The 25,530-nt window shown below is 72.6% G+C and carries 23 protein-coding genes; 10 read left to right on the forward strand and 13 right to left on the reverse strand.

What is annotated here, in order from left to right:
* Window positions 1–214: 214 nt before the first annotated feature.
* Both KGD83_RS25300 and KGD83_RS25305 read right to left on the reverse strand, forming a co-directional pair.
* A complete protein-coding gene (locus tag KGD83_RS25300; protein ID WP_013151159.1) occupies window positions 215–976 on the reverse strand; it encodes an isoprenyl transferase in 762 nt (253 codons plus the stop codon).
* Between the two features lie 93 nt (window positions 977–1,069).
* Window positions 1,070–1,681, reverse strand: coding sequence for an RNA polymerase sigma factor (locus KGD83_RS25305; RefSeq protein WP_212641485.1), 612 nt, complete (start codon window positions 1,679–1,681; stop codon window positions 1,070–1,072).
* A gap of 309 nt (window positions 1,682–1,990) precedes the next feature.
* On the opposite strand from KGD83_RS25305, the gene KGD83_RS25310 reads away from it, so the two are divergent.
* Window positions 1,991–3,361 (forward strand): serine/threonine-protein kinase, encoded by a 1,371-nt coding sequence (locus KGD83_RS25310; RefSeq protein WP_212641486.1) that lies wholly within the window; start codon window positions 1,991–1,993, stop codon window positions 3,359–3,361.
* Between the two features lie 193 nt (window positions 3,362–3,554).
* Here KGD83_RS25310 and KGD83_RS25315 read toward each other — a convergent pair whose 3' ends face one another.
* From KGD83_RS25315 to mca, 3 genes are all read right to left on the reverse strand, one after another.
* Window positions 3,555–5,588 carry a thioredoxin domain-containing protein gene (locus tag KGD83_RS25315; RefSeq protein WP_212641487.1) on the reverse strand — a complete coding sequence of 678 codons (2,034 nt, stop codon included), beginning with the start codon at window positions 5,586–5,588 and terminating at the stop codon, window positions 3,555–3,557.
* Window positions 5,589–5,841: 253 nt separating this feature from the next.
* Window positions 5,842–6,102 carry a hypothetical protein gene (locus tag KGD83_RS25320; RefSeq protein WP_212641488.1) on the reverse strand — a complete coding sequence of 87 codons (261 nt, stop codon included), beginning with the start codon at window positions 6,100–6,102 and terminating at the stop codon, window positions 5,842–5,844.
* 5 nt (window positions 6,103–6,107) lie between these two features.
* Window positions 6,108–6,986, reverse strand: a complete 879-nt coding sequence (gene mca, locus KGD83_RS25325; protein WP_212641489.1) for a mycothiol conjugate amidase Mca — start codon at window positions 6,984–6,986, stop codon at window positions 6,108–6,110.
* 155 nt (window positions 6,987–7,141) lie between these two features.
* On the opposite strand from mca, the gene KGD83_RS25330 reads away from it, so the two are divergent.
* The 3 genes from KGD83_RS25330 to KGD83_RS25340 all read left to right on the forward strand — a co-directional run bounded on the left by KGD83_RS25330 (window position 7,142) and on the right by KGD83_RS25340 (window position 9,029).
* Window positions 7,142–7,594, forward strand: coding sequence for a DUF4307 domain-containing protein (locus tag KGD83_RS25330; RefSeq protein ID WP_212641490.1), 453 nt, complete (start codon window positions 7,142–7,144; stop codon window positions 7,592–7,594).
* Between the two features lie 137 nt (window positions 7,595–7,731).
* A complete protein-coding gene (gene greA, locus KGD83_RS25335; protein WP_013151152.1) occupies window positions 7,732–8,232 on the forward strand; it encodes a transcription elongation factor GreA in 501 nt (166 codons plus the stop codon).
* 350 nt (window positions 8,233–8,582) lie between these two features.
* Window positions 8,583–9,029 carry an RDD family protein gene (locus tag KGD83_RS25340; protein WP_249352022.1) on the forward strand — a complete coding sequence of 149 codons (447 nt, stop codon included), beginning with the start codon at window positions 8,583–8,585 and terminating at the stop codon, window positions 9,027–9,029.
* Between the two features lie 145 nt (window positions 9,030–9,174).
* Here KGD83_RS25340 and KGD83_RS25345 read toward each other — a convergent pair whose 3' ends face one another.
* Together KGD83_RS25345 and KGD83_RS25350 are read right to left on the reverse strand one after the other, a co-directional pair.
* Window positions 9,175–10,515 carry a hypothetical protein gene (locus KGD83_RS25345; RefSeq protein ID WP_212641492.1) on the reverse strand — a complete coding sequence of 447 codons (1,341 nt, stop codon included), beginning with the start codon at window positions 10,513–10,515 and terminating at the stop codon, window positions 9,175–9,177.
* Between the two features lie 233 nt (window positions 10,516–10,748).
* Entirely contained in the window at window positions 10,749–11,900 is a 1,152-nt protein-coding gene (locus KGD83_RS25350; RefSeq protein ID WP_013151149.1) for an FIST signal transduction protein, read from the reverse strand.
* Window positions 11,901–12,142: 242 nt separating this feature from the next.
* Here KGD83_RS25350 and KGD83_RS25355 point away from each other — a divergent pair, with 242 nt between their 5' ends.
* Both KGD83_RS25355 and KGD83_RS25360 read left to right on the forward strand, forming a co-directional pair.
* On the forward strand, window positions 12,143–13,576 hold the full coding sequence (locus KGD83_RS25355; RefSeq protein ID WP_212641493.1) for a sigma 54-interacting transcriptional regulator: 1,434 nt from the start codon (window positions 12,143–12,145) through the stop codon (window positions 13,574–13,576).
* Between the two features lie 226 nt (window positions 13,577–13,802).
* On the forward strand, window positions 13,803–14,996 hold the full coding sequence (locus tag KGD83_RS25360) for a VWA domain-containing protein (protein WP_212641494.1): 1,194 nt from the start codon (window positions 13,803–13,805) through the stop codon (window positions 14,994–14,996).
* A 15-nt stretch (window positions 14,997–15,011) separates the two neighbouring features.
* Here KGD83_RS25360 and KGD83_RS25365 read toward each other — a convergent pair whose 3' ends face one another.
* Together KGD83_RS25365 and KGD83_RS25370 are read right to left on the reverse strand one after the other, a co-directional pair.
* Window positions 15,012–15,824: a GntR family transcriptional regulator gene (locus KGD83_RS25365; RefSeq protein WP_212641495.1), complete on the reverse strand. Its 813-nt coding sequence runs from the start codon at window positions 15,822–15,824 to the stop codon at window positions 15,012–15,014.
* A gap of 8 nt (window positions 15,825–15,832) precedes the next feature.
* Window positions 15,833–16,558, reverse strand: coding sequence for a GntR family transcriptional regulator (locus KGD83_RS25370; RefSeq protein ID WP_212641496.1), 726 nt, complete (start codon window positions 16,556–16,558; stop codon window positions 15,833–15,835).
* 306 nt (window positions 16,559–16,864) lie between these two features.
* Here KGD83_RS25370 and KGD83_RS25375 point away from each other — a divergent pair, with 306 nt between their 5' ends.
* Entirely contained in the window at window positions 16,865–17,104 is a 240-nt protein-coding gene (locus tag KGD83_RS25375) for a hypothetical protein (protein ID WP_212641497.1), read from the forward strand.
* Between the two features lie 169 nt (window positions 17,105–17,273).
* Here the strand turns inward: KGD83_RS25375 and KGD83_RS25380 are convergent, their stop codons facing one another.
* From KGD83_RS25380 to KGD83_RS25390, 3 genes are all read right to left on the reverse strand, one after another.
* Window positions 17,274–18,419: a cystathionine gamma-synthase gene (locus KGD83_RS25380; protein ID WP_212641498.1), complete on the reverse strand. Its 1,146-nt coding sequence runs from the start codon at window positions 18,417–18,419 to the stop codon at window positions 17,274–17,276.
* Window positions 18,420–18,781: 362 nt separating this feature from the next.
* Complete coding sequence (locus tag KGD83_RS25385; RefSeq protein WP_212641499.1) at window positions 18,782–19,522, reverse strand: acyltransferase; 741 nt, start codon at window positions 19,520–19,522, stop codon at window positions 18,782–18,784.
* 149 nt (window positions 19,523–19,671) lie between these two features.
* A complete protein-coding gene (locus KGD83_RS25390) occupies window positions 19,672–21,048 on the reverse strand; it encodes a cystathionine beta-synthase (protein WP_212641500.1) in 1,377 nt (458 codons plus the stop codon).
* Between the two features lie 376 nt (window positions 21,049–21,424).
* On the opposite strand from KGD83_RS25390, the gene KGD83_RS25395 reads away from it, so the two are divergent.
* From KGD83_RS25395 to KGD83_RS25405, 3 genes are all read left to right on the forward strand, one after another.
* The gene (locus KGD83_RS25395) at window positions 21,425–22,477 is read left to right on the forward strand and encodes an SGNH/GDSL hydrolase family protein (protein ID WP_212641501.1); all 1,053 of its coding nucleotides are present in this window, start codon (window positions 21,425–21,427) and stop codon (window positions 22,475–22,477) included.
* A 133-nt stretch (window positions 22,478–22,610) separates the two neighbouring features.
* Window positions 22,611–23,831, forward strand: coding sequence for an acetyl-CoA C-acetyltransferase (locus tag KGD83_RS25400; protein WP_212641502.1), 1,221 nt, complete (start codon window positions 22,611–22,613; stop codon window positions 23,829–23,831).
* Window positions 23,832–24,173: 342 nt separating this feature from the next.
* Window positions 24,174–24,425 (forward strand): DUF4287 domain-containing protein, encoded by a 252-nt coding sequence (locus tag KGD83_RS25405; protein ID WP_212641503.1) that lies wholly within the window; start codon window positions 24,174–24,176, stop codon window positions 24,423–24,425.
* 128 nt (window positions 24,426–24,553) lie between these two features.
* On the opposite strand, the gene KGD83_RS25410 is transcribed toward KGD83_RS25405, so the two are convergent.
* Window positions 24,554–25,486: a Bax inhibitor-1/YccA family membrane protein gene (locus KGD83_RS25410; protein WP_212641504.1), complete on the reverse strand. Its 933-nt coding sequence runs from the start codon at window positions 25,484–25,486 to the stop codon at window positions 24,554–24,556.
* Window positions 25,487–25,530: the final 44 nt, after the last annotated feature.

A 25,530-nucleotide genomic window follows, 5' to 3' on the forward strand; every position in this document is an offset into this window, starting at 1 on the left:
ATCATGGAGGACCGGGACCTGGCCCGCGAGGGCCGGGTCCGGCCCTCCTCGTTGACGTTCCGCGATGGCGGAGGAGATCAATGAGACGGGGCCTCCCGAACGGGTGGACGAACGCCACCCGCTACTTCCGACGCTACGCGTCCGCGCTCCCGTTTCCAAGGGACCTCTCCCTCCGCGCGGTGAACTCCGCGTTAAGGGGTCGGGCTCGGGGGGATCAGGATCCGTAGCGGCGGTTGCGCGCGCCGTACGAGCGAAGTGCACGCAGGAAGTCCACCCTGCGGAAGGCAGGCCAGTAGACCTCGCAGAAGTAGAACTCCGAGTGCACGCTCTGCCACAGCATGAAGCCGGACAGGCGCTGCTCCCCCGACGTGCGGATGAGCAGGTCGGGGTCGGGCTGACCGCGCGTGTAGAGATGCCGTGCGATGTCCTCGATGTCCAGGCGCTCGGCAAGCTCCTGGATACCGGTGCCCTTGGCCGCCTCCGCTTGGAGGAGGGACCGAACCGCATCAGCGATCTCACGTCTACCTCCATACCCGACGGCGACGTTGACAACCAGCCCGGGGTTACCGGATGTGGCCGTCTCCGCCTCCTTGAGCGCCTGGGCGGTGGACGCGGGCAGGATGTCGAGGGCCCCCACGGGGCGCGTGTTCCACCCCTCCTCGCGCAGCCGGGCGATGGTCTGCTCGATGATGCGCACCAGCGGGCCCAGCTCGGACTCGTCCCGGCTGAGGTTGTCGGTGGACAGCATCCAGAGTGTGACCACCTGCACGCCGACCTCGTCGCACCAGCGCAGCAGTTCGAAGATCTTGTTCGCGCCCGCCTGGTGGCCCTGCTCGGCGGCGCCGAGCCCGCTCACCTTGGCCCAGCGCCGGTTGCCGTCCATGGCGACACCGACGTGGCGGGGGATCTCCTGACTGGTCAGCCGACGCTCCAGGCGCCGCTCGTAGAGCCAGTACAGGGGGTCACGAAGCCCCATTGGCGAAACCTCTCAGAGCTGGATCTGGAACAGCACACCGCTGGAAAGGATGTGCCGACGGGGATGCCTCCAGCGTAGTTCGCCCGAAGGGGGCTACGTCACGGCCAGGGACTTGCGCACGTGCTTGCGCCCCTGGTGGATGCGGGACTTGACGGTGCCCAGGGCCAGGTTGAGCTCGGAGGCGATCTCGTTGTAGTCCATCTGGCACAGGTCGCGCAGGACCAGGGGGGCCACCAGGTTGGGGCGGTCCTTCTCCAGCTGGTCGAGTGCCTCCAGCAGGTCGATGCGGGAACCGGCGATGACGCTGGTGGTGCGGGGGTCGCTCTGGTGGGGCATGCGCTCGGCCTCGGTGGGGAACTCCGCCGAGCGCCGCTTCATGGAGCGGTAGGTCTGCCGGGCGGAGTTGGACACCACGGTGTACAGCCACGTGGTGAACAGGGAGTCGCCCTTGAAGCTGTCGATCTTGCGCGCCACGCGCAGCAGCGCGTCCTGGCACGCCTCCTCGGCGTCCTGCCGGTAGGGCAGGAAGCGGGCGCAGCGGCGCAGCACCTCGGGCTGGATCCGCCGGAGCAGGTCGTCCAGGGCCATGGCGTCCCCGGCCTTGGCCCGGCGCGCGAGGTCCTCCAGCTCCTCGTCGACGTTGCTCGCCACCCTGCGCCGCGGCGCGGGGCTCTCCTCGTGGTCTGCGTGGTCACTACTGCGCATGTCTGGTCTCTCCCTGACTGACGGCAGACATCCGGCCGTCCGCTGCGGACGCGGGTGCGCCCCTTGCGTTCGAGGGTCACACGTCACTGGGACGTCTACGGCCCCGGTCCGGATCCGCACTCGCGAAAAATCGTCGCCCTCGCCGCCGCGCACTGCGCGGAGCCCTTCGGGCCTCCTCCAGTGTCCACGGCCGGAGGGGATCGGCGCCACCCGGAGAGGGGATCATATCGGCGGGAGGCAATGTGAAGGTACAGATGGTGTATTAGTGGGCAACGACCGCGTGTTCACCCCTGACAGACCGAGGCGGAGATGAGCCAACCTGAGGCCTTCGGGCGCTACCGCGTCATCCGGCGCCTTGGGTCGGGTTCCTTCGCCACGGTCTGGTTGGCGCAGGACGACCTGCTGAACTACTCGGTGGCCATCAAGGTACTCGCCGAGAACTGGGCGCACCAGATGGACATCCAGCACCGCTTCCTGGAGGAGGCGCGCATCCTGCGCCAGACCGACTCCACCTGGCTGGTGGCGGTGCACGACGTGGACGTGCTCCCCGACGGCCGGCCCTACATGGTGATGACCTACGCCGACCAGGGCAGCGTCGCCGACCTCGTCCACCGGGGCACACTGCCCCTGGACGAGGCCCTGCGGCTGCTGACCGAGATCGGCCAGGGCATCACGGTGCTGCACAACCACGGCACGATCCACCGCGACATCAAGCCGTCGAACGTGCTGCTCCAGTCGTCGCCCGTGGGGCAGCGGGTGCTGGTGGCGGACCTGGGGTTCGCCAAGTCGATCGACGAGGCGTCGGGGTTCACCGCGGCGGCCGGGACCCCCGGCTACATGTCCCCCGAGCAGAGCATTCCCGGCGGTGACCTGGACGTCCGGTCGGACGTGTACTCGCTGGGCGCGGTGGCCTACGAGCTCATCACCGGCCGCCCGCCCTCGCGCCCTCCGGTGAAGGTGGCCCCTGGCCAGATCCGGCCAGGTCTGCCCCCCGCGCTCGACGAGCTCATCCTTTCGGCGCTTTCAGTGGACCGGGAAAGCCGTCCGGCGGACGCCAAAACCTTCACCGACCGGGTCAGAACCATCCGTATGGCGCCCGACCTGCCCAAGGCGGCCGTGCCGTGGTGGCAGCGGTTCCGCATGCCCTGGCGCCGGGCGGCGGCCCTGGCGGGGGCGCTGGTGCTGATGGGAGCCGGCCTCTCGGGGTCCCTGGGCAGGCCGGGGGTGTCCCTGACCACCGTGCACGACGCCGCGCAGGGGGTCTACCTGGAGGTGCCGTCGGTGTGGGCCCACGAGATCCACACCGCGCAGGAGGCCCTTCCAGCGGCGGCCGGGGCCGGCGCGGGCCCGGGGCTGCTGGTGGCGACCGACGCCGAGGACTGGGGGTCCACCCGGGAGACGGCCTACGGTGTGTACGCGACCGTGGTGAGCGGTCCCGCCGACCTGAGCGGGATCGCCGGCGCCGAGCCGTGCGGAGGCCCTCCGGAGGAGCGCCCGCTGGACACCGGGGCCTGGGAGGGCACGGTGTGGGACTGGCCCGAGTGCCACGGCAACGGGTCGCTGAGCAGCGCCGCCGTGCACGAGCCGGGCGAGCCCACGACCGTGTACATGGAGATCCGCCAGCCGGGCTACCGGCCCGACCTGGTGGACCGGATCATCGCCGGTACGCACCTGGGTTAGGGCGTGTTTTTAGGCCTCCGCTCCGCTTCGTCCCACCCGTCGCCCGCCACCACCCTCGACCGGCGCCCGGGGCGCGGTTCCCCCACGGGAACCCGCCTCCGCCACCTCCAGAACCCCGTGGGCGCCCGAACCAGCCCCCAGGAGCTGAGGCCGGTTCGAAAGACGGTTCCCAGGATCCTGGCGGCGGCACCCGTCAGACCAGCAGCTGCTCCCGCAGGTCCTCGGGCGAGGTGACCGGGAGCTTGCACACGAAGCCCTCGCACACGTAGGCGGTCGGTCGCCCGCCCACCGGCGCGCGGTCGCGCAGCAGCGGCACCCCGCCGTCGTCGCGGCCGTCGCCGCGCGAGAGCACGGTGCCCAGCGGCGCCCAGACCAGCGCCGCGCGCACCAGCTCCGCGGTCACGGGGTCGTCGGGGTCGCCCACCACCGCGACGGCGCGCGGCCCGGTCAGGAGGGCCTCGCCGGTGGCCAGGCCCCATCCGGCGAACCGGGCGGCCTTCTCCGCCAGCAGCGCCACCGGGGACAGCGCCTCCTCGGCGGCCGTGCGGTGGCGCTCGGAGCCGGTCAGCGCGGCGTAGGTGAGCAGCGCGGACGCCGCCGCCGACCGGCCGGACGGCGTGACGTTGTCGGTGGGGTCCTGGGGGCGGTTGAAGAGGCGCTCGGCGTCGTCGGCGGTGTCGTAGAACCCGCCGGAGCCGTCGCCGAAGCGGTCCAGGACGGTGTCCAGCAGACGCCCGGCCTCGTGCGCGTAGCGCGCCTCACCGGTCACACCGTGCAGTGCGAGCAGCCCCTCGGCGACGTCGGCGTAGTCCTCCAGCACCCCGGCGCTGGTGCCCGCGCGCCCGTCCCTGGAGGTGCGGGCCAGGCGCCCGTCCCGCAGGTGCACGCGCAGCAGCAGGTCCGCGGTCTCACGGGCGGCCGCCACCAGGTCGGGCCGCTCCAGCAGCACCCCGGCCTCGGCCAGCGCGGCGACCGCCAGACCGTTCCAGGCTGCCACCACCTTGTCGTCGCGCGCGGGGGCGACCCGCTCGGCGCGGGCCTCCAGCAGGGCCTCACGGACCCGCTGGTAGCGCCAGGCGTCGGCGGGCGGTGCGGGCAGCTGGAGCACGGAGGCGCCGCGCTCGAAGGTGCCCTCCTCGGTCACGCCGAACACCTCGGCGGCGAAGGCGGCGTCCTCCTCGCCCAGGACCTCCCTCAGCTGGGCGGGCGTCCACACGTAGTAGGTTCCCTCCTCGCCCTCGCTGTCGGCGTCCAGCGCGGAGGCGAACCCGCCCTCGGGCGTGCGCAGGTCGCGCAGCATCCAGTCGGCGGTCTCCCCGGCGATCCGGCTCAGCAGGGCGTGGGTGGCGGCGTCGGAGACCCCCGGCCCCGAGGGGCGGCGGCCCATCCGGGCGTAGGCGCGCAGCAGCAGGGCGTTGTCGTACAGCATCTTCTCGAAGTGCGGCACGGTCCACTCGCGGTCCACCGAGTAGCGGGCGAAACCGCCGCCGAGCTGGTCGTACATGCCGCCCTGCGCCATGGCCAGGGCGGTGCCGCTGGCCATGAGCCAGGCGGGCGTGGACTCGTCCGAACTCCGCAGGGGCCGGGTGCGCTCGTCCTGCGCGGTGAGGAAGGAGAGCAGCATCGACGGCGGGAACTTGGGCGCGGTGCCGAAACCGCCGTGGGCGCTGTCGTAGTCGCGCACCAGCGCGCGGACGGCCAGGTCGAGCCGGTCCGCGGAGGGCGGCGGCGCGGCGGCCAGGGTGCGCGGGCCGCTGAGCGCCTCCACCACGCGCGCGCCCTGGCCGACCAGTTCGGAGCGCTGGTCCCGCCAGGCGTCGGCCACGCCCCGCAGCAGGCGCTGGAAGTGCTCGCGCGGGAAGTAGGTGCCGCAGTAGAACGGGGCGCCGTCGGGGGTGGCGAACACGGTCATGGGCCAGCCTCCCTGGCCGGTCATGGCCTGGGTCGCCTCCATGTAGACGGCGTCGACGTCGGGGCGCTCCTCGCGGTCCACCTTGACGTTGACGAAGAGGCTGTTCATCAGGGCCGCGGTCGCCTCGTCCTCGAAGGACTCGTGGGCCATCACGTGGCACCAGTGGCAGGCGGCGTAGCCGACGGAGACGAGGAGGGGCACGTCGCGCCGACGCGCCTCGGCCAGGGCCTCCTCGCCCCAGGGCCACCACTCCACGGGGTTGTCGGCGTGCTGCAACAGGTAGGGGCTGGTCGCGTCGCTCAGGCGGTTGGGCATGCCCCAACTCTGCCATCCGGGGCCGCGGGGCGTCGCGCAACCGCCGGAGCGGGGCACGGGGGCCGACCGGGCGTCCGTGAAATCCGCCGCCCGGGGCGGTGGGACGTCGCGCGCCCGCCGGAGCGGGACGCGGGCCACCGCCCGGGAGGGGGTCGCGCGCCCGCCCGGCGGACGCGGGAGCGCCCCGAGGCGTCCGGTCCGGGCGGTGGGCCCGGACACGCCGTCCCGCTGGGGCAGGGCGGGGGGCGTCTCCTCAGGCCCGCGGAGCGGTGTCCTCGGCGGAGACCTGCGCCGCGTCGGCCGACCCGCCGTCGTCGGAGGCCGCGGTCCTCGCGCCGAAGTCGTCGTCCTTGGGCAGGGCGCGGAGCTTGCCCATGAGACTGCGCATGAGGAAGTACAGTCCGACGCCGATCACGAAGATGACTAGGAAGCCGAGCACACCGGGGGTCACGGTGTCCCTGTCGAGCTGGAAGTCGCCCGCCAGCACCGTCGCGGACGTGAGAAGGGTGTTCATACCGCTCATACTCTCACTGCTTCTCGGACACCCGCGAAGAGGTCCTTCTCCGGGACCTCGGTGTCCACCAGCGAGCGCACCAGGTGGTAGTCCTCACTCGGCCAGGCCTCCGCGACGACCTCGTTGGGCACGGCGAACCAGAACCCGTTGGGGTCCACCTGGGTGGCGTGCGCCTTCAGCGCCTCGTCGGCGACGTCGAAGTACTCGCTGCAGTGCACGCGCGTGGTGATCTCCCAGCGGGGGCGGTCGCGGTCCGCGATCCGCTTCATCCACTCCTCGAAGGGGTTCTCCAGGCCGCGCGCGGCCAGCACGTCGGCCAGGGCCTCGAACCGCTCGGGTGGGAAGGAGACGAAGTAGTACAGCTTGAGCGGCTGCCAGGGGTCGCCCGCGTCCGGGTAGGCGTCGGGGTCGCCCGCGGTGTCGAAGGCGTGCATCGACACCTTGTGGGTCATGATGTGGTCGGGGTGCGGGTAACCGCCGTTCTCGTCGTAGGTGAGGATGACGTGCGGCCGGAACCTGCGGATGGACTCCACGAGGGGCGCGGCGCCCTCCTCAACCGGGAGGGTGGCGAAACAGCCCTCGGGCAGGGGCGGCAGCGGGTCGCCCTCGGGCAGGCCGGAGTCGACGAAACCGGCGAACTCCTGCTGGACACCGAGGATCTCCCTGGCCCGCTCCATCTCCTCTCGGCGCACCTGCGCGATGTTCTCGCGGATGTCGGGACGCTCCATCGCGGGGTTGAGGATGTCGCCGCGCTCGCCACCGGTCATGGTGACAACGAGCACGTCGACGCCCTCCTCCACGTAGCGGGCCATGGTGGCCGCGCCCTTGCTGGACTCGTCATCGGGGTGGGCATGAACGGCCATGAGCCGCAGGCGCTCGGACAACGAAGGGTCTCCTTGACTAGGTGGACGGACGCGGGGGCGCGGCCGTCCGGCTCCCCCCGTACACAGGCTCGGACGACTTCCGCGCGGGGCGCGTGGGGAGGCTGTCAGGTCGGGGATATCTTAGACAACACCGTCCCCTTGTTCGGAGATTCCCGATGCAGCCGACCCCGGAGGAAGACGCCGTGAAGAGCGCCGAAGCCACGGCCGACACAGCGGCCGACTCCTCGGCCAGTACCGCTCCCGCGCTGCGCAAGCGCCACGGGAACGGACCGGTCTTCTTCGTCATCGCCACCCTCTTCGCGGTGACGTGCGCGGTCGGCTGGGGCTACTCCGTGATGAACTTCAGCGGTCTGGGCGGCGGCGTGTACCACCAGGTCGTCACCTTCTCGGCGCCCACGCCCGAGGAGGCCACCATCAGTTACGAGGTGAACAGCAGGAGCGGCGCCGAGTGCCTGATCGTGGCGCTGGACGAACAGCTCGTCGAGGTGGGCCAGACCCGTTCCGAGGCCGAGGCCGGGAACCGGATGGTCACCACGACCGTTGAGACGGTTCGTCAGGCCGCCACGGTAGAAGTGGCCTCGTGCAGGGAACAAGGTTCGCAGGACTGATCCACCGAGCCCCTTAGCCCGGCTCCGGAGGCACCGCCGAACCGCGGGAACCCGTGTGCCACGACGCACGGTGATATTCTCGTAAGTTCAGCTCTGGCCGCCTGGTGGCCTTTGCTACTAGTACACAAGGAGTTCCCGTGACCCAGACCCGCGATGACAACGTCACCTGGCTCACCCAGGAGGCGTACGACCGGCTCAAGTCCGAGCTGGACCACCTGTCGGGGAGTGGGCGCATCGAGATCGCGGAGAAGATCGAGGCGGCCCGGGAAGAGGGCGACCTCAAGGAGAACGGCGGCTACCACGCCGCCAAGGAGGAACAGGGCAAGATGGAGGCCCGCATCCTCCAGCTCACCGAGATCCTGCGCACCGCGCGGGTCGGCGAGGCGCCCCACACCGAGGGCGTGGTCGGCCCCGGCATGACCGTCACCGTCAAGTTCGACGGGGACGACGACGAGGTCACCTTCCTGCTCGCCTCCCGCGAGGAGAGCGGCTCTCCCATCGACGTGTACTCGCCCAGGTCACCGCTGGGCTCCGCCATCAACGGCAAGCGCGTGGGGGAGAACGTCAGCTACACGCTGCCCAACGGCAAGAGCCTGGGCGTCGAGATCATCGACGCCGTGCCCTACACCGGCATGTAGCGAAGGTTCGGCGATCACGGGGGCGGTGTCCGACCGCCCCCGCCGCTTTGGGGGCGCCCCCGGGCCGGGGCGCCCCTTCGCGTGTGCGGCGGGGATCCTCCGGAGGGTTCCCCGCGTCGTAGTCTCGAAGCACACTCCCGCGGCGGCTTCCCCGGCCGCCGGTCCGACCAACCGAGGGATTCCCTGCCGACATGTCCTCGCCCCACTGGCACCCCCAGGAACCCCGTCCCGGCGCGTACCCGCCCCCCAACGGGGGGTGGGGCCCCGGCGGCCCCGTGCCCGGAGGGGGCGCGCATCCTCCGGGCACCGGATGGGGCGTGCCGGGGCGGGGCCCGTTCCCGGCCCCGGAGATGGCCACGTTCGGCCGCCGCCTGGCCGCCCGCGCCATCGACTACGTCCTCGTGGTGATCGCCGCGTTCGCGTTCTTCGTCCTGATGGCCTTCGTGACGGTGATCCTGACCGGCAGCGACCAGACCACCGACGCCGAGGGCACCCTGTGGGCGCTGCTGTTCGTGTTCGGGTGGGGTCTGCTGCTGTTCTTCTACGACTGGCTGTACCTGGTCACCTGGGGGCGCACGCTCGGCAAGATGATGGTCGGGATCAAGGTGGTCGACGCCGCAGACGGCGGCGGGCTCGGCCAGGGGCAGGCGATGGGCCGCTCCGCGTTCTTCGGCTTCCCGCAGTCCCTGCCGGTCGTGGGCCACATCTTCACGCTGGCCGAGTCCATGGCCGCGCTCGGCGACGACAGGCGCGCCCTGCACGACCGGGTCGCCGGAACCGTGGTCGTCCGCACCTGAGGCGCCCGCCGCCGAGTGCGCCGGAGGGTTGTCCACAGGCGGGGGCTCCCCCTGTCGGCGCGGGCCCGCCGGGGCCTATCGTGGTGAAAGCGGGGTCCCACCCCGTCCGCCCCGTGCTGCCCGCACACCGTCGACGCCCCGCGCCTCACGGCTCCGCGCAGGCCGGGGCGTCCGCCCCGCCGTCGGCGAACACGGCCGGGACGTAGTCGCCCTCCCCGATCCGGTACCAGGCGCGACTCGTCCCGAACGTGCCCGCCACCGCGTCGCCGACGGCCTGACAGGCCACGTCGACGTTGGCGCTGTGCGCGGCCAGGCCCACCTGCCCGTACTCCAGCCCCGGACCCCCGCGCACGACCACGGGGTGCCGCTGGTCGGCCGCGGTGATCCGCGCGCGCCTGCGGTACTCGCCGGTCCACAGGTAGTCGACCCGCACCCATCCGTTGGTGGGCAGCTCCAGCCCCTGCCGGAACGCGCCGTCGGCCAGGTCGATGCCCGCCGGGTTGCGCACCCGCCGCCCGAACCCGTCGAGACCGCCGTTGTGCCCCAGCGTGTAGGCCGCCTGCGCCTGCGGGCGCCCCCGTGCCAGGTCGGGCCAGGTCTCGCGTTCGGCGTTCCAGTGGTCGTCCCTGGTGTTCCAGGGCCCCACGTCCCACACCGGCAGGTAGGCGCAGCGCGGCCGGTGGTTCTCGGTGCCGCCCCGCCCCTCGGGGCCCAGGGCGCCGGTGGTGCACACCCGCACGGTGTACTCGCCGCCGCCCCGGACCGCCAGGCCCCGGCGCGAGGGCAGGGCGGCGAAGTGGTCGTTCTCGCGGATCCTGTGGCCGTTGGCGGTGGTGTCGCCGACCAGGCCGATACGGGTGGCGAAGAGGGTGGCCGAGAACGGTTCGGCGCGGCCGTCGTGGTCCTCGTGGTCGTCGGGACCCTCGACCCCGCCGTCCTGCGACGGCCCCCCGGCGCCACCGTCCTGGGGCGGCTCCCCGTCCTCCTCCAGCGGGCGGACCCGCAGGCCCGTGAGACCGGTCGCCTCCCCGCCGACCCGCACCCGCAGCTGCACGCGCGCGACCTCGTACGGCAGCGTCACCCGCCCGTCCCCGGCGGGGTGCCACTCGGTCCACGCCCCGTCGGTCCGGCCGCCGCGCAGCTCGGTGTCCACCTCCCCGGGGTCGCCCTCCGTACGCACCCGCACGTCCACGGTGTCGGCCGGGGCGTCCAGCGGCTGCGGCGGGAAAACCGCCAAACCGCCGCGCCGGGGCTCCGGCTCCCACCGGGCCACGATGCCGGGCGCGCGGCCCGCGTCGCCGTCCAGGCGCAGCGCTCCGGACTCCAGGACCAGGCCGATCCGGTCGGCGGAGCCCGGGTCCTGGCGCAGCCAGCCCTCCTCCGCGAGCGCCGGGGCCGGGGGCAGGGGCGCGAGGAGCACGAGGGCGCCCAGGGACGCCAAAGTCTTCGCGGTGCTTCTGGCGCGCTCGCGCCTCGTGTGGGACATTCCCGCCCTGCCAAACACGTGGAGTTACCGAGATGGACACTCCCAGTAAGCAATCCGTCGCGAACGCACTCAAGCAGATCGTGTCGGGTGTCGGTCTCATAGCGGTAAAAGTCCGACTCGGGAACACGGTGGACCCTGTGCCGGGAACGGGCGCGGTCCGGCTCCCGGTGGCGGCGGGCACGTCCCCTGCTTCCCCGCACCGGTCGCGCGGCCGGTGCGGGGAAGCAGGCGTTTCAGGCGAAGGCCAGCAAGCAGGCGGTGAACCCGTGCACGTGGTTGACCCCGCCGACCGGGCCGATCTCGCCCGCGGCGAAGAACCCGGCGACGGCGTCGACGCCGAGGACGCGGTGGACGGCCAGGACGTCGTGGTCGGACTGCGGGAAGAGGGAGGATCCGCGGCCGTTGCAGGAGAAGAGCAGACCGGCGCCCACGGGGTGCTCGGCGCCGAAGTCGCTGAGGCGGCGGGCCAGGTCCTCGTCCGCCGTACCGGCGTCGCGGACCTGGAAGCGGACGGTCTGGCCGACCTCGACCATGTCGTCGATGGTTAGGGCCCCGAGTTCGGGGTCGGCTCCGGCCAGGGTGCGGATGAGGAAGTCGCCCTGCTCGTGGCGGTCCACGTACTCGTCCATGGCGATGCCGATGTGCAAGCCGTGCTCGGCGAGTTCGCGGTCCTCCTCGGAGAGGGACTCGACCAGCTCCTCCAGCTTCTCGTAGGCGTTGGTGCCCGCGAGTTCGAGCAGGAGGTTGCCCTCGGCCTTGGTGACGGTCATGGGCGAGCCGATGGGGCGGCAGCCCTGGCTCACGACGGTGCCGAGGACGTTCTCGCCGCCGACGAGGACGCCGATGGCGCCGTGCTCGGCCACCTCGCCGTCGCAGAAGAGCCGCACCGACTCCTCGCCGCGCATGCCGTCGGCCATGCCGCCGACGAGGGGCAGGCCGCCGAGGGCCTCGGTGGACTCGCGGACGAAGGCCTGGGTGGGGAACTCGTAGGGGTTGGTGAGCAGGATGGCCACGCTGTCGCGGGGGCCGGGCTCCTGCATGCCGATGACGGCCAGGTGGTCGTCCTCGACCACGGTGTCCAGCCGGAACGGGGTGATCTCCACTCCGGGCAGACCGGCGCACCACACGCTGACCGAGCCCTGGCCCTCGACGCTGCGGCCGCCGCCGATGACCCCGGTGGAACTGCATCCGAGGGTGGCCGCGTCGCCGGCCAGCTCCATGACGCGCTTGCCCGCGAGGGTGACCTCCTCGGGGTCGGCGCCGCAGACGAAGAAGCACACCAGGTCGGTAGGGCCGTCCACCTGTTCCAGGGCGCTCAGTACGGCGCGCTCGGCCGCGTTCACGAGGTCCGCCCCCGTCGTCAGTGCATCGCCGAACCGTGCCACCAGCTGCCACCCCCGGTTTCGCCGGCCGTCGCGGCCGGACGCAGGACTCCACCGTCACGTCCCATTCTTCCACCTCGGCGTCGAACAGGAGGTTTTCCGGTGAACGGACACGGACTCCGGCAGCGGTGCGGCGTGCGGGCAGCACGGTGCGGTCGGAGCCCCTGGGCCCCCTTGTATCCAGGAAACAGCACGCCAACCCCGGAAACCACACGCTCCTTGACGGCTGTGGATAAGTTCGTGGGGTGAGCGCCCTTCCCGAACCCCCCTCCCCCGCCCCGCCCCCGCTTCCGCGCACCCGCGCGGACCTGCGCGAGTCCGGGCACGTCCACCGGCCGGTCGCCGCCGAGGTGCGGGAGAACCTGCTGCGGCGGATGGGCTCGGGACGGCCCCGGTTCCCCGGGGTGCACGGGTTCGACACCACCGTGCTGCCGCAGGTGGAGCGGGCCCTGCTGGCCGGACACGACATCGTCCTGCTGGGCGAGCGCGGCCAGGGCAAGACCCGGCTGATCCGCACCCTGGCGACCCTGCTGGACGAGTGGTCCCCGGCGGTGGCCGGGTGCCCGGTCAACGACCACCCCTACGCGCCGGTCTGCCCGGCCTGCGTGCGCCGTTCGACGCAGGAGGGCGACGCCCTGCCGGTCGTGTGGCGGCACCGCTCGGAGCGCTACGGCGAGAAGCTGGGCACGCCCGACACCGGCGTGGGCGAGCTGGTCGGCGACGTGGACCCGGCGCGGTTGGCGCAGGGGCGCTCCCTGGGCGATCCCGAGACCATCCACTACGGCCTGGTGCCGCGGGCCAACCGGGGCGTGTTCTGCGTCAACGAGTTGCCCGACCTGCCCGCGCGGGCCCAGGTGGCGCTGTTCAACGTGCTGGAGGAGCGCGACCTCCAGGTGCGCGGCTACAGCCTGCGGCTGCCGCTGGACCTGCTGCTGGTGGCGAGCGCGAACCCGGAGGACTACACGAGCCGGGGGCGCATCGTCACCCCGCTCAAGGACCGCTTCGGCGCGCAGGTGCGCACCCACTACCCGCTGACCCTGGCCGACGAACTGGCGCTCGTCCGCCAGGAGGCGGCCCTGCCCGAGGGCACGACGGTGCCCTCGCACCTGCTGGAGGCCGTGGCGCGCTTCACCCGGCTGGTGCGCGCCTCAAAGAAGGTGGACGCCCGTTCCGGGGTGTCGGTGCGCTTCTCGGTGTCCGCGGCCGAGACGGTGGCGGCGTCGGCGCTGCGCCGGGCGGCCCTGAGCGGCGAGGAGGTCCCGGTGGCCAGGGTGTGCGACCTGCCCGCCGCGGTGGAGCCGCTGCTCGGCAAGGTCGAGTTCGAGATGGGCTGCGAGGGCCGCGAGGCGGAGATCCTGCACGCGCTGCTGCGCCGGGCGGTGGCGGAGGTGTTCCGCGAACGCCTGGGGACGGCGGACCTGTCCGAGCTCGCCGACCGCTTCTCGGGCGGCGGCACGGTGGAGACCGGCGACCTGGTGGGCGCCGCCGAGCTGCTGCGGCGGGTGGGCGCGGTGCCGGGGCTCGCGGCGATGATCGGGCACGCGGCCCCGGAGGACGAGGACGGCCCGCCGACCCCGGGGCTGGCCGCCGCGGTGGTGGAGTTCGCGCTGGAGGGCCTGTACCTGGAACGCCGCCTGTCCAAGGACGTGCTTCCCGACGGAGGGGTCTACCGCTTCTAGGCCGTGTTCTTCCGAAACTCCGCTCCGCTTCGGTCCGTGCTCGGCGCCCCCGGAGGCGCAGGGGAGCGTTTTCGGACACGGCCGCGCGCCGGGGCCGCTCGGGCGCGACCGTTCGGTGGTCGGCTCGCCCGGCCAGGACTGCCGGTCCCCGGATAGGGAAGGTAGCCGGTGCGCGTGCGCGAGACGGGCGGTGCGCGTACACGTGACGAGGGGGAGGCGGACGCCTGTGAGGTTTCGGTACCGGGAGTACATGGGCGGCCCCGATCCGCTGGCCGAACCCGACCCGCCGCCCGAGGAGGCCGTGGCGGCGGCGCGCGAGCTGCTGGTACTGGTCTCCTCGGCCCTGGAGGCGGCGGGTTCAGCGACCGGCGAGGATCCGGGGGCGGGTGCCGAGGGCGGCCCGGGGGCGCTGGCCGAGGAGGACCGGCGGCGGCTGTCCGCCCTGGAGGACGTCCTGTCCCGGTACGCCGACGGCGACCGCGCGGCCCTCGGCGCGGCGGACGCCGTCACCCTGGGCCGTCTGCCGGGCCTGCTGGGCGGGGAGGCCGGTCGAATCCTCGCCCGCCTGGACGGGGCCGACCACGGCCTGAGCCCGCGCGAGCTGCGCCGCCTGGGCGAGGTGGCGCTGCGCGAGGCCGAGACCCACCGGGGCGGGCGCGGCGGCCTCGGCGGAGCGCACCGGGGCGGCACCGCGCCCGGCGGGGAGCCCACGGGTTCTTCCCTGCCCCGCGACGTGGACGGTGACCGGCCGCTGGACGCGGTCGCGACGGTGCGCGAGGCGGCGCTGCGCCGGGCCCGTCCCGGAGAGCGCGGCGTGGCGCTGCGGGCCGAGGACGTGCGGGTGGCCGGGGCGGAGCCGTCGGAGGCCGCGGCCGTGTCCCTGCTGGTGGACCTGTCCCACTCGATGGTGACCCGGTCCCTGCACGAGGCCGCCACCCGGACCGCGCTGGCACTGCACACCCTGGTGTCCACGCGCCGCCCGCAGGACCGGCTGCACCTGGTCGGCTTCGGTGAGCGGGCGCGGGAGCTGACCCCCGCCTCACTGGTCGCGCACGACTGGCGCCGCGTCCCCGGAACGAACCTGCACCACGCGCTGCGGCTGGCCCGCGCCCACCTGCGGCGCCACGGCGGCCTGCGCCCGCAGGTGCTGGTGGTCACCGACGGCGAGCCCACCGCGCACTTGGGCGAGGACGGTGACGCCCGGTTCTCCTGGCCTCCGGCCCCCCGCACGGTGGAGCTGACCTTCGCCGAGCTGGACGCCGTTCTGCGCGAGGGCGCCGAGGTGACCTTCTTCCTGCTGGCGGACGACCCGCGGCTGCGCGCCTTCCAGGAGCTGGTGGAGCGGCGGCGCGGGACGCGTGTGGTGCACGCCGGCGCCGAGGAGCTGGGGCCGCTGGTGGTGGACCGCTACCTGCGCTGAGCCGGGTGCCGCGGTTCAGCGCTCGAAGATGCTGACGTCGGAGGCCAGCACGAGCAGTTCCTCGGGGGCGCCTCCGCCGGAGTAGAGCAGCTGGTGCCGGTTGGCGGGCATGACCGTCTCGGTGAACCGCAGCGGGCGCATGCCCTCGTAGACCACCCGCTCCTGCACCAGCAGCGGGATGCCCGGCCCCAGTCCGAAGGAGTCCGCCTCGTCCTGGGAGGGCATCCGGGCGCCGACGATGTCCCAGTTCCACTCCTCGCGGTACCCCAGCGTCCGCAGGACGGCGGTGACGCCCTCCTCCAGGCGTTCGGGGGACATGAGCGGGGTGTTGCTGGCGATGCCGTACGGGAAGTAGGTGACCTGGGACTGCCACAGGCCGCCGTCGACGAACCGGTCGGAGGCGCGGATGACCACCAGGTCCCCGCGCGTACGGCCCTCCGGCCCCTCGCCGCGCAGCCGCTTGGCCACCTTGGGGCGCATGGTGTCCAGGCTTACCTTGATCTTCTCCTGGACCTGGTCGTATCCGGCCTCGCGCAGGTGGGGCTGGTAACCCGCCTCGAAGCGCTCGGAGTCGCCGCCCCCCGTGACGGGGGCGGCCAGGTGGACGATGGGCCGGTGGTCGGCGACGAAGGCCCCGCGTCCGGGCCGGATGGCGACGCGCCCCTCGTCCTGGAGGATGCGCATGCCCAGGCGGGCGGTGGCGCGGGAGACGTCGAGCTGCTCGGCGAGCTCCTCCTCCCCCGGCAGCCGCTCACCCGGCTTGTAGTCGCCCCTGGCCAGCGCCTCGCGCAGGTGGTCGGCGACGACCGTCTTCCTCGACGTGCTCATGCGTGTGCTCAGTCCCGGTGGTAGGCGTTCATGTTGCCGTGTTCGTACTGGTAACGGATGCTGTGGCCCGCGTAGACGGTGTGAACGAGCCGAATGGGGCGCTCCTCGGACAGGTCGGTCCGGTGGACGGTCAGCACCGGGACCCCGGGCGGGAGTTCGAGCTGGCCCGCCTCCTGCGGGCTGGGCATGCGGGTCTCCAGCTCGTCGACGAACCCGGCCTGGCGCTGTCCGTACTCGGCCAGCACCGACAGGGCGCTCTCCACGTCCTCGGGCAGCATGAGCGGGGTGCCCTCGACGAGGTCCATGGGGTAGTAGGCGGTGCTGACGGAGGCCGAGACCTCTCCGGAGAACCGGTACATCCGGCGGACTACCGTCATGTCGCCCTCGGGGACGCGCAGGCGGCTGGCGATGTCGGGGGTGGCGCTGAGGAGCTGGAGCTCCTCCAGGACCTGTCCGGTCATGCCGGACTCGTTGAGGCCCTCGGGACCGCCGCGGTTGGCGTGGAAGGTCTCGGGGACCACGTCCTGGACGTAGTGCCCGCGTCCAGGACGGCTGACGATCAGACCCTGGTTGCGCAGCATGCCCAGGGCCAGCCGGATCGTGTTGCGGGACGCCTCGAAGCGCTCCTCCAGCTGCTTCTCCGACGGCAGCTGTGCGCCCCGGGGCAGGGAACCCTCCTGGATCTCGCGCCGCAGGGTTCGGGCGATCTGTCGATATCTGCTTTCGGCCCGCATATATCAATCCTCGCCTGGGTATGAGACCAACAACCTAGCTTGTACCAACAAGATGATCGGGTCACCAGGAGATCAGGTCCACCCGGTCAGCATGGCCATCTTAAGTGAAGGCCACCCTGAGTACACGACGGCGCCGGAAGGACGCACCCGAGAACGAGAACAGACGGTCCCCCGCCCCTTCGCTCCAAACGCCTGGCCCCCGCGGCACCGCAAAGGAAACACCACGGTGAGACACCGCTCGGCGTCCCCCCTCTCCAGAGGAGGGCACGCAGGACGCAGATAGGCACTTCCCCCGAGGAGAACACCATGATCCCCATCGTTATCGCCCTCGTCGGAGTCGTACTCCTGGGCCTGGCCGCGGGGTTCCTCCTCGCCGTCTCCATCGGCATCCGCCGACAGGACCGCCGGGGCACCTACCGCTCCCTGCGCGAGGACGGCGAAGGCACCCCCCTCTCCCGCGCCGGGAGCCTCGTGGTGGGGCTGCGCTTCCGCGGCGGGGAGCGCCCTGTCGGCCCCTCCGCTGACCGCACGCCCACCGCGGTCTGAACCGGCAACGCCGGGACGAGCGCCGCGGCGACGGAACCGCGGCGCGAACGGGCCCGGCGGCGGCCCCCGCCCCCGAGAACCCCGAACCCTCCCTCCCCCGACCGGGTGACAGAGGCGGTCCGGGGCGGCCGGCGCGGACCGGCGCGAGCCGATCCGCGCGAAGCCCCTCCTAACCCTCCAGGGCCTGGAGCAGGTCCGCCACCAAGTCGTCGGCGGACTCGATGCCCACGGAGATGCGCACCAGGTCGGCCGGGACCTCCAGCGGGGAGCCCGCGGTGGACGCGTGCGTCATCCGCCCCGGGTGCTCGATCAGGGACTCCACCCCGCCCAGGGACTCGCCCAGGGTGAAGACCTCGGTGCGCTCGCACAGGGCGAGCGCCGCCTTCTCACCGTCGCGCAGGGCGAAGGAGACCATGCCGCCGAAGGCCCTCATCTGCCGTTCGGCGGTCTTGTGCCCCGGGTGGGCGTCCAGCCCGGGGTAGAACACCCGGCGCACCGCGGGGTGTCCCTCCAGCGCCGCCACGACCTTCTCGGCGTTGGCGCTGTGCCGGTCCATCCGCACGCCCAGGGTCTTGATCCCGCGCAGGGTCAGCCAGGAGTCGAACGGCCCCGGGACGGCGCCCATGGTGTTCTGGTGGAAGGCCAGCCGCTCGCCCAGCTCGGCGTCGGCGACCACCAGCGCTCCCCCGACCACGTCGGAGTGCCCGCCCAGGTACTTGGTGGTGGAGTGCACGACCACGTCCGCGCCCAGTGTCAGCGGCTGCTGGAGGTAGGACGAGGCGAAGGTGTTGTCGACCACGTGCAGGGCGCCGGCGTCGTGCGCGATCTGCGCGACGGCCTCGATGTCGGTGATGTTGAGCAGGGGGTTGGTGGGCGTCTCGGTCCACACCACCCTGGTGTTGGGCCGCACGGCCGCGCGCACGGCCTCGGGGTCGGACTGGTCGACCGCGTCCCACTGCACGCCCCAGCGCTCGACGACCTTGGAGACCAGGCGGAAGGTGCCGCCGTAGGCGTCGCCGGGGATGATCAGGTGGTCGCCGGGCGAGAGGACCGTGCGCAGCAGGGTGTCCTCGGCGGCCATGCCGGAGGCGAAGGCCAGGCCGCGCACGCCGGACTCCAGGGCGGTCAGGCACTCCTCCAGGGCGGCGCGGGTGGGGTTGCCGGTGCGCGAGTACTCGTAGCCCTGGCGCAGACCGCCCACGCCGTCCTGGGCGTAGGTGCTCGTCTGGTAGATCGGCACCACCACGGACCCGGTCCCGGCGTCCGGCTCCTGCCCCGCGTGGATGGCCAGCGTTTCAAACCCGTCGAACTTCATGGGGCCACCTTAGTGCCCGCTGACCTCACCGATCGCGTTTTCCACAGGCCGGTTCCGGTGGGCGCGGGCGCGTCGGGGAGCCGTCCACAGGCGCGGACCGGGACTGGTGTCTGAGGCCCTCCCCGCGGTTTCCTGGATAACGGGGGTCCCCAGGGGCCTCCGGCGCCGTGCTGCCCGTGCAACGGCCCCAGGGCTGTTCTTTCGGACCGGTCTCGGCCTGCGGGGGTCGGTTCGGGCGCCCACGGGGTTCCGGAGGTGCCGCAGGCGGGTTCCCGTGGGGGAACCGCGCCGTAGGCGCCGGTTGAGGGTGGTGGCGGGCGACGGGTGGGACGAAGCGGAGCGGAGGGTCCAAGAAACACCGCCTAGGCGGGCGGGAAGCGCGTGGAGGACCCGGGCCGGGGCGGCTCGGCGGGCACCTCCGGCGGCAGCCCGGTGACGGGGGTGGGCACCCGGGTGGGGGTACCGGTCTCGCGCAGCGGCGGGTCCCAGCCCAGTTCGGGGTCGTGGGTGCGCACGACCTTGCCGGGTACGCCGGCGATGACGGCGTGGTCGGGGTAGGTGCCCGGCCGGACCACGGTGCCCGCGGCCACGACCGAGTTGCGGCCCAGGTGCACGCCGGGCAGGATCACGGCGTTCGCGCCGATCCAGGTGCCGTCGCCGATGCTGACGGGGTCGTCCACCGGCCACTGGAGGCCCACCGGGATCTCGGTGTTGCCGTAGGAGTGGTTCTGGTCGGTGATGTAGACGTAGGGGCCGGTGTACACGTGGTCGCCGATGTCCACGGACCTGTGGGCGACGATGTGCGAGCCGCGCCCGATGGCGCAGCCCGAGCCGATCCGCACGACCGTCCCGGGGCCCAGGTCGTAGCCGGGGCCCATCCCGGCGGCGAGGGTCATGTCCCCGCCCAGGACGGTGTGCACGCCGATCTCGATCCAGGGCTCGCCGTAGAGGGTGGCCGTGGGGAAGGCGATCGCCGAGCCCGTGCCGAAGCGCGCGAATCTGCGGGCCGCCCTGGAGTCGGCGCGGATTTCGGCCTTGGTACGGGCGTACGACCAGACGGAGCGGAGAATCCAGGACAACAGCCGCGACACGCGTGCCCCCATTTATTACCTATCAGTAACTGCCGCGAACATTAGCAGTGTCCGAGTATGCGGTGACATGTCCGGTCGGTACACGGCGGGGCCCGGAGCGCGCTCGATTCGAGCGCGCTCCGGGCCCCGTGGCGGCTTCGCGGGGGTCCCCGCGGACGGGATCAGCCCGACAGGTGGGCCAGCAGGTCCTGGCGGGTGAGGATTCCCACCGGCTTGCCGTCGCGCAGCACCACCAGGGCGCCGGACCCGCGCAGCAGGCGGACGCAGTCGCTCACGGGGGTGCCTGTGCCCACGGTGGCCAGCGGCCCGCCCATGTGGGTCTCCACCAGGTCGTCCAGCTGCGCGCGGCCGTCGAAGAGGGCGTCGAGGAGGTCGCGCTCGGCGATGGAGCCGACCACCTCGGCGGCCATGACCGGGGGCTCCTCCTTCATCACCGGCACCTGGGAGACGCCGTACTCGCGCATGATGGCCACGGCCGTGCCGACGGTCTCGTCCGGGTGGGCGTGCACGAAGTCGGGCATCTCGCCGCCCTTGGCGGCCAGCACCTGGCCCGCCGTGGCCTCCTCGGTCTCGGCGGACAGGAAGCCGTAGTCGGCCATCCACTCGTCGTTGAAGATCTTGCCGAGGTAGCCGCGGCCGCCGTCTGGCAGCAGCACGACGATGACGTCGTCGGGACCGGCGTCCCGGGCCACGCGCAGGGCCGCCTCCACGGCCAGGCCGCAGGAGCCGCCCACCAGCAGGGCCTCCTCGCGGGCCAGGCGGCGGGTCATGAGGAAGGAGTCCTTGTCGCTGACCGCCACGATGTCGTCGCACACCGAGGTGTCGTAGGTGCCGGGCCAGATGTCCTCGCCCACGCCCTCGACGAGGTAGGGGCGGCCCGAGCCGCCGGAGTAGACCGAGCCCTCGGGGTCGGCGCCGACGATGCGCACCGCGCCGCCGGAGACCTCCTTGAGGTAGCGGCCGGTCCCGCTGATGGTGCCGCCGGTGCCGATGCCCGCCACGAAGTGGGTGATGCGGCCCTCTGTCTGCTCCCAGATCTCGGGGCCGGTGCTGTGGTAGTGCGACTCCGGGTTGTTCGTGTTCTCGTACTGGTTGGGCTTCCAAGCGCCGGGGATCTCGGTGGCCAGCCGGTCGGAGACGGAGTAGTAGGACTCCGGGTGGTCGGGGGCGACGGTGGTCGGGCAGACCACGACCTCGGCGCCGTAGGCGCGCAGGACCGAGAGCTTGTCCGGACCGACCTTGTCCGGGCAGACGAAGACGCAGCGGTAGCCCTTCTCCTGGGCCACGATGGCCAGACCGATGCCGGTGTTGCCCGAGGTCGGCTCGACGATGGTGCCGCCCGGCTTGAGCTCGCCGCTCTTCTCCGCCGCCTCGACCATGCGCAGCGCGATGCGGTCCTTGACCGAGCCGCCCGGGTTGAAGTACTCGACCTTGGCGAGGACCGTCGGGGCGTTCGGGCCGAGGACCTGGGTGACCTTGTTCAAACGGACGAGCGGGGTGTCCCCGACCAGGTCGATCAGTGAGTCGTATACCCGCACTTGCGCTCCCTCTGCGTCGTGGCGGCCGGGTTTCGGCCCGCCATGTCCTCGCCCCGGTGGCGAGACCGGGGCCGTGGGCCGGTCCGACCCGTCTCAGTTCAGACTCTAATGGTCTCCACCAGCGGGTTCCGCTGCCCCGGGAAACCGGTTCCCCCCGCGGAGGACGTCCGGACCGGCCGGTGTCCGAACACCCCGCGGGCCCCGCGCCGCCGCCCGGGGGGACAGCCGTCCGCCCCTGTCCCGCCCATGCCGGTCGCCTCACCCCGGGGCACGGATCGTGTACCGCCCAGGTACGTGATTCCGGGGTTGCCCACCGGTAACCTCGCTCGTATCCGTCCCGCCCAGGGCAGGCGGGTCCGAGCCTCGGGGGTGTCCGGTGCTGCGAGCCGCACGCGCAAGACGGATCGCCGCTGCCACCGCGTACGGCGGCGGCGGACTCACGCTCGTGGGCGGCGGCACCGTCGCGCTCCTCTACCTCCAGGCCAGACTGGCCCGACGCGCGGTCGGCTCCCCCCGCTGGGACAGGCCCGTGGTCAACGGCGTCTACGGCGAGGGCTCCGGACCGCCGATCCGCATGCTGATGATGGGCGACTCCACCGCCGCCGGGTTCGCGGTCGAGCGGGCGGACCAGACCCCCGGCGTCCTCCTGGCCTCGGGGCTGGCGGCGGCCGCCGAGCGTCCCGTGCGCCTGCGCTGCACCGCCTCCCCCGGGACCACCTCGGCCAACCTGAGCGTCCAGATCGAGCGCTCCCGGGCCCTGGAGGAGACCACCCGCTACGACCTCGCGGTCATCTTCGTCGGCGCCAACGACGTCATCCGCCGCGTGCGCCCCAACGACGCCGTCGCCCAGCTCCGCGAGACCGTCCGCCAGCTGGTCGTCCACGGCACGCGGGTGGTGGTGGGCACCTGCCCCGACCTGGGCACCGTCCGGCCCATCGGCTGGCCGCTGCGCTCGCTGGCCCGCCTGGCCTCCCGCCAGCTCGCCGCCGCCCAGGTCATCGCGGTCACCGAGGCCGGGGGCCGGGCGGTCTCCATGAGCGACGTGCTGGCCGACGATTTCCGGACAGATCCCGGGTCCATGTTCGGGCCTGACCGTTTTCATCCGTCAGCTCTCGGGTACTCGCAGGCCGCCTTCGCCGTCCTGCCCTCGGCCTGCGCCGCCCTGGGGCTGCTGCCCGAGCTGGACGACGCCGAGCGCAGCAGCGGCGTCCTGCCGGTGGACCGCGCGGCCGTGGTGGCCGCCCAGACCCCCGGGACGGAGGTCTCCAGGGTGGACGCCCAGGTCGACGGGGACGCACCAGGCAGGCACGGACGCTGGGCGGCGCTCGTCCGCGGCCCGTTCCACCTCCGGGGCGGCCGCGGACGCCCGAACGGTTCGGACGGGGTGCGCACGACCGAGAACGCCGACCGCTCCGGGGAGGGCGGCTGAACGCGTGCCCCCGGGTGGCGTGCGGGGCCCCGGACGGGTTTACTGGTCAGTAACAACCGAGGCCGGAGCAGGCCGCCCGGCCCTCCGGATCCACAGCTCCACACGCAGCACCTCAACCGTTAGGGACGCAGCCATGCCCGAAGCAGTCATCGTCGCAACCGCCCGCTCCCCCATCGGCCGCGCCTTCAAGGGATCGCTCAAGGACATCCGGCCGGACGACCTGACCACCCAGATCGTCCGCGCGGCGCTGGCCAAGGTCCCCGAGCTGGACCCGGGCGGCATCGACGACCTGATGCTCGGCTGCGGCCTGCCCGGCGGCGAGCAGGGCTTCAACATGGCCCGCGTCGTGGCCGTCCAGCTGGGACTGGACACCGTCCCGGGCACCACGGTCACCCGTTACTGCTCCTCCTCGCTCCAGACCACCCGGATGGCCTACCACGCCATCAAGGCGGGCGAGGGCGACGTCTTCGTCTCCGCGGGCGTGGAGACCGTCAGCCGGTTCGTCAACGGCAGCAGCGACGACGGCGCCAACGAGAACCCGCTCTTCGACGACGCCAAGGCCCGTACCGCCAAGCGCGCCGAGGGCGGCGCCGGAACCTGGACCGACCCGCGCGAGGACGGCAGCCTGCCCGACGCCTACATCGCGATGGGCCAGACCGCCGAGAACGTCGCCCAGGCCACCGGCGTCTCGCGCCAGCGCCAGGACGAGTTCGCGGTCCGCTCGCAGAACCTCGCCGAGAAGTCCTTGGACAACGGCTTCTGGGAGCGCGAGATCACCCCGGTGACCCTGCCCGACGGCACCGTGGTCAGCACCGACGACGGCATCCGCCGCGGCACCACCTACGAGAAGGTGTCCGAGCTCAAGCCGGTGTTCCGCCCCGACGGCACCGTCACCGCGGGCAACGCCTGCCCGCTCAACGACGGCGCCTCGGCCGTGGTCGTCATGAGCGACACCAAGGCCGCCCAGCTGGGCATCACCCCGCTGGCCCGCATCGTGTCCACCGGCGTGACCGGTCTGAGCCCGGAGATCATGGGCCTGGGCCCGGTGGAGGCCTCCCGGCAGGCGCTGGCCCGCGCCAACATGGCCATGGGCGACATCGACCTGGTCGAGATCAACGAGGCCTTCGCCGCGCAGGTGCTGCCCTCCGCCGACCAGCTGGGCATCGACATCGACTCCCAGCTCAACGTGAACGGCGGCGCCATCGCGATCGGCCACCCGTTCGGCAGCACCGGCGCCCGCATCACCGGCACGCTGATCAACGGCCTGCGCTTCCACGACCGGACCTTCGGTCTGGAGACCATGTGCGTCGGCGGCGGCCAGGGCATGGCCGCCGTCTTCGAGCGCCTGAGCTGACGCCCCGCGGGGCCCGGGCCCGGAAGGCACCGCTGAACCCCGGCGGCGCGTTCCGGGCCCCTCTCCGTGCACGGCCCTCCCGTCGGCCCGCGCCGAGACCGACCGCTCCCCTCCCCCGCGTCAGCGTTCCGGACGCGGGGGGCACGGCTGGCGGGCAGCCCTCCGTCTCCGGAACACGCACGAAACCCCGCCTGCCACAGCAGAGTTCGTCTGGGAACCCCTCGGAGACGAACGTTCTCACACCAGCAAGGTAAAAGCTGGTAACCGGGGCTTGTCCAAAACGTGATCCTGATGCAGGGTCGCAGGTAAGTGCCACACGCCAACGCGCTGCCGGAGGTGCCCATGTCGGTAACCCACTCGCCGGAGATCCACGCCAAGCTCATCGAACGCATCCCGGTCGTCACCGGCCGGGGACTCCACGAGTGGTTCGACGCCCTCGACGGGGGGCCGGGCCTGGTGCGCTGCCAGGACCGGTCGAACTGGCTCGCCGACGAGTACGAGTTGCCCCAGTGGTACGCGCACGCCCTCGTGACGGAGTACGACCGCCGCCGCAGGAACCGCTCCATCCCCGCGCCCCGGCGCGGGAGGGCCTGAGCGCGCCGCGGGCTCGTCGACCACGGCGAAGGGGCCGCCGCCCGGACCTTCGTCCGGGCGGCGGCCCCTCGCGTGGGTGTGCGGACGCCGTGGGCGGCCGCGGGGGTGCTCCGCGCGTCGGGCGCGGACTACTCCGCGAAGATCGACTTGATGATCCAGAGCAGGCGCAGGATCTCGATGTAGAGCCAGACCAGGGAGACGGTCAGGCCGAAGGCGAACTGCCAGGCGAACTTGTTGGGGATGCCGGCGTTGAGGCCCTCCTCGATGCCGCGGAACTCGATGGCCAGGGTCAGCGCGGCCAGGACCACGAACACCAGGCCGACGAGCAGGCCGAGCGGGCTGGGCTCGCGCAGGCCGATGCCGCCCGCGATGAAGAAGCTGGCCACGAAGTTGACCAGCATCAGGGCCGCGGCGCCGATGACCGCGTACGTGACGACCTTGACGAAACCGTCGGTCACCTTGATGACGCGGAACTTGTACAGGGCGAGCATGACGGCGAACACCACGACGGTGCCCAGCACCGCCTGGGTCACGAGCGTGCCGCCCGCACCGGCGTCACCGGTGGTGACCGACAGGCTGTTGGCCAGGATCGCGGAGATGCCGCCGACGAGCAGGCCCTCCAGGGCGGCGTAGCTCAGGATGGCGGCGGGGTTGGTGATCTGCTTGAAGGAGATCACCAGGCCCAGCACCAGACCGCCGAGCGCGCCCACGAGGGTGAGCGCCACGGCGATGGCCGGGGCCGAGCCGAAGAGGAAGTAGTTGACGACGGCGAAGGCCGCGACCACACCGAGCGTCATACCGGTGCGCACGACCACGTCGTCGATGGTCATCGGCTGGTTGTCGGTGCTCTGCACCGGACCGCCGGGGTAGCCCTGCTGGGGGTAGGTCTGGCCGTACCCCTGCTGCGGGTACGGTTGTCCGTACCCCGGCTGGCCGTAGGGGCCCTGCTGCTGGCCGTAGCCGTAACCCGGCTGGCCGTTGAACCCCTGCTGGGGGTGCCCGGCAGGACCGGCCTGCTGGAGCGCCCGCTTGAGGACGGGGTTGGAACTCCGCATCCGCATGTCTAGTCAAGACCCTTTCACGCGTGGTTGCTGCCCACAAGGTA

Source organism: Nocardiopsis akebiae (genome assembly GCF_018316795.1).
In the GTDB taxonomy this organism is placed as follows: Bacteria; Actinomycetota; Actinomycetes; order Streptosporangiales; family Streptosporangiaceae; genus Nocardiopsis; species Nocardiopsis dassonvillei.

Bases quoted from the DNA above. Each gene is read 5' to 3' on its own strand.
- KGD83_RS25310 (WP_212641486.1), top strand. From the start codon at position 1,991: ATGAGCCAACCTGAGGCCTTCGGGCGCTACCGCGTCATCCGGCGCCTT.
- KGD83_RS25305 (WP_212641485.1), bottom strand. From the start codon at position 1,681: ATGCGCAGTAGTGACCACGCAGACCACGAGGAGAGCCCCGCGCCGCGG.
- KGD83_RS25300 (WP_013151159.1), bottom strand. From the start codon at position 976: ATGGGGCTTCGTGACCCCCTGTACTGGCTCTACGAGCGGCGCCTGGAG.
- KGD83_RS25400 (WP_212641502.1), top strand. From the start codon at position 22,611: ATGCCCGAAGCAGTCATCGTCGCAACCGCCCGCTCCCCCATCGGCCGC.
- KGD83_RS25385 (WP_212641499.1), bottom strand. From the start codon at position 19,522: ATGGGGGCACGCGTGTCGCGGCTGTTGTCCTGGATTCTCCGCTCCGTC.
- KGD83_RS25365 (WP_212641495.1), bottom strand. From the start codon at position 15,824: ATGAGCACGTCGAGGAAGACGGTCGTCGCCGACCACCTGCGCGAGGCG.
- KGD83_RS25380 (WP_212641498.1), bottom strand. From the start codon at position 18,419: ATGAAGTTCGACGGGTTTGAAACGCTGGCCATCCACGCGGGGCAGGAG.
- KGD83_RS25410 (WP_212641504.1), bottom strand. From the start codon at position 25,486: ATGCGGATGCGGAGTTCCAACCCCGTCCTCAAGCGGGCGCTCCAGCAG.
- KGD83_RS25315 (WP_212641487.1), bottom strand. From the start codon at position 5,588: ATGCCCAACCGCCTGAGCGACGCGACCAGCCCCTACCTGTTGCAGCAC.
- KGD83_RS25320 (WP_212641488.1), bottom strand. From the start codon at position 6,102: ATGAACACCCTTCTCACGTCCGCGACGGTGCTGGCGGGCGACTTCCAG.
- KGD83_RS25375 (WP_212641497.1), top strand. From the start codon at position 16,865: ATGATCCCCATCGTTATCGCCCTCGTCGGAGTCGTACTCCTGGGCCTG.
- KGD83_RS25330 (WP_212641490.1), top strand. From the start codon at position 7,142: ATGCAGCCGACCCCGGAGGAAGACGCCGTGAAGAGCGCCGAAGCCACG.
- KGD83_RS25340 (WP_249352022.1), top strand. From the start codon at position 8,583: ATGGCCACGTTCGGCCGCCGCCTGGCCGCCCGCGCCATCGACTACGTC.
- KGD83_RS25405 (WP_212641503.1), top strand. From the start codon at position 24,174: ATGTCGGTAACCCACTCGCCGGAGATCCACGCCAAGCTCATCGAACGC.
- KGD83_RS25370 (WP_212641496.1), bottom strand. From the start codon at position 16,558: ATGCGGGCCGAAAGCAGATATCGACAGATCGCCCGAACCCTGCGGCGC.
- KGD83_RS25345 (WP_212641492.1), bottom strand. From the start codon at position 10,515: ATGTCCCACACGAGGCGCGAGCGCGCCAGAAGCACCGCGAAGACTTTG.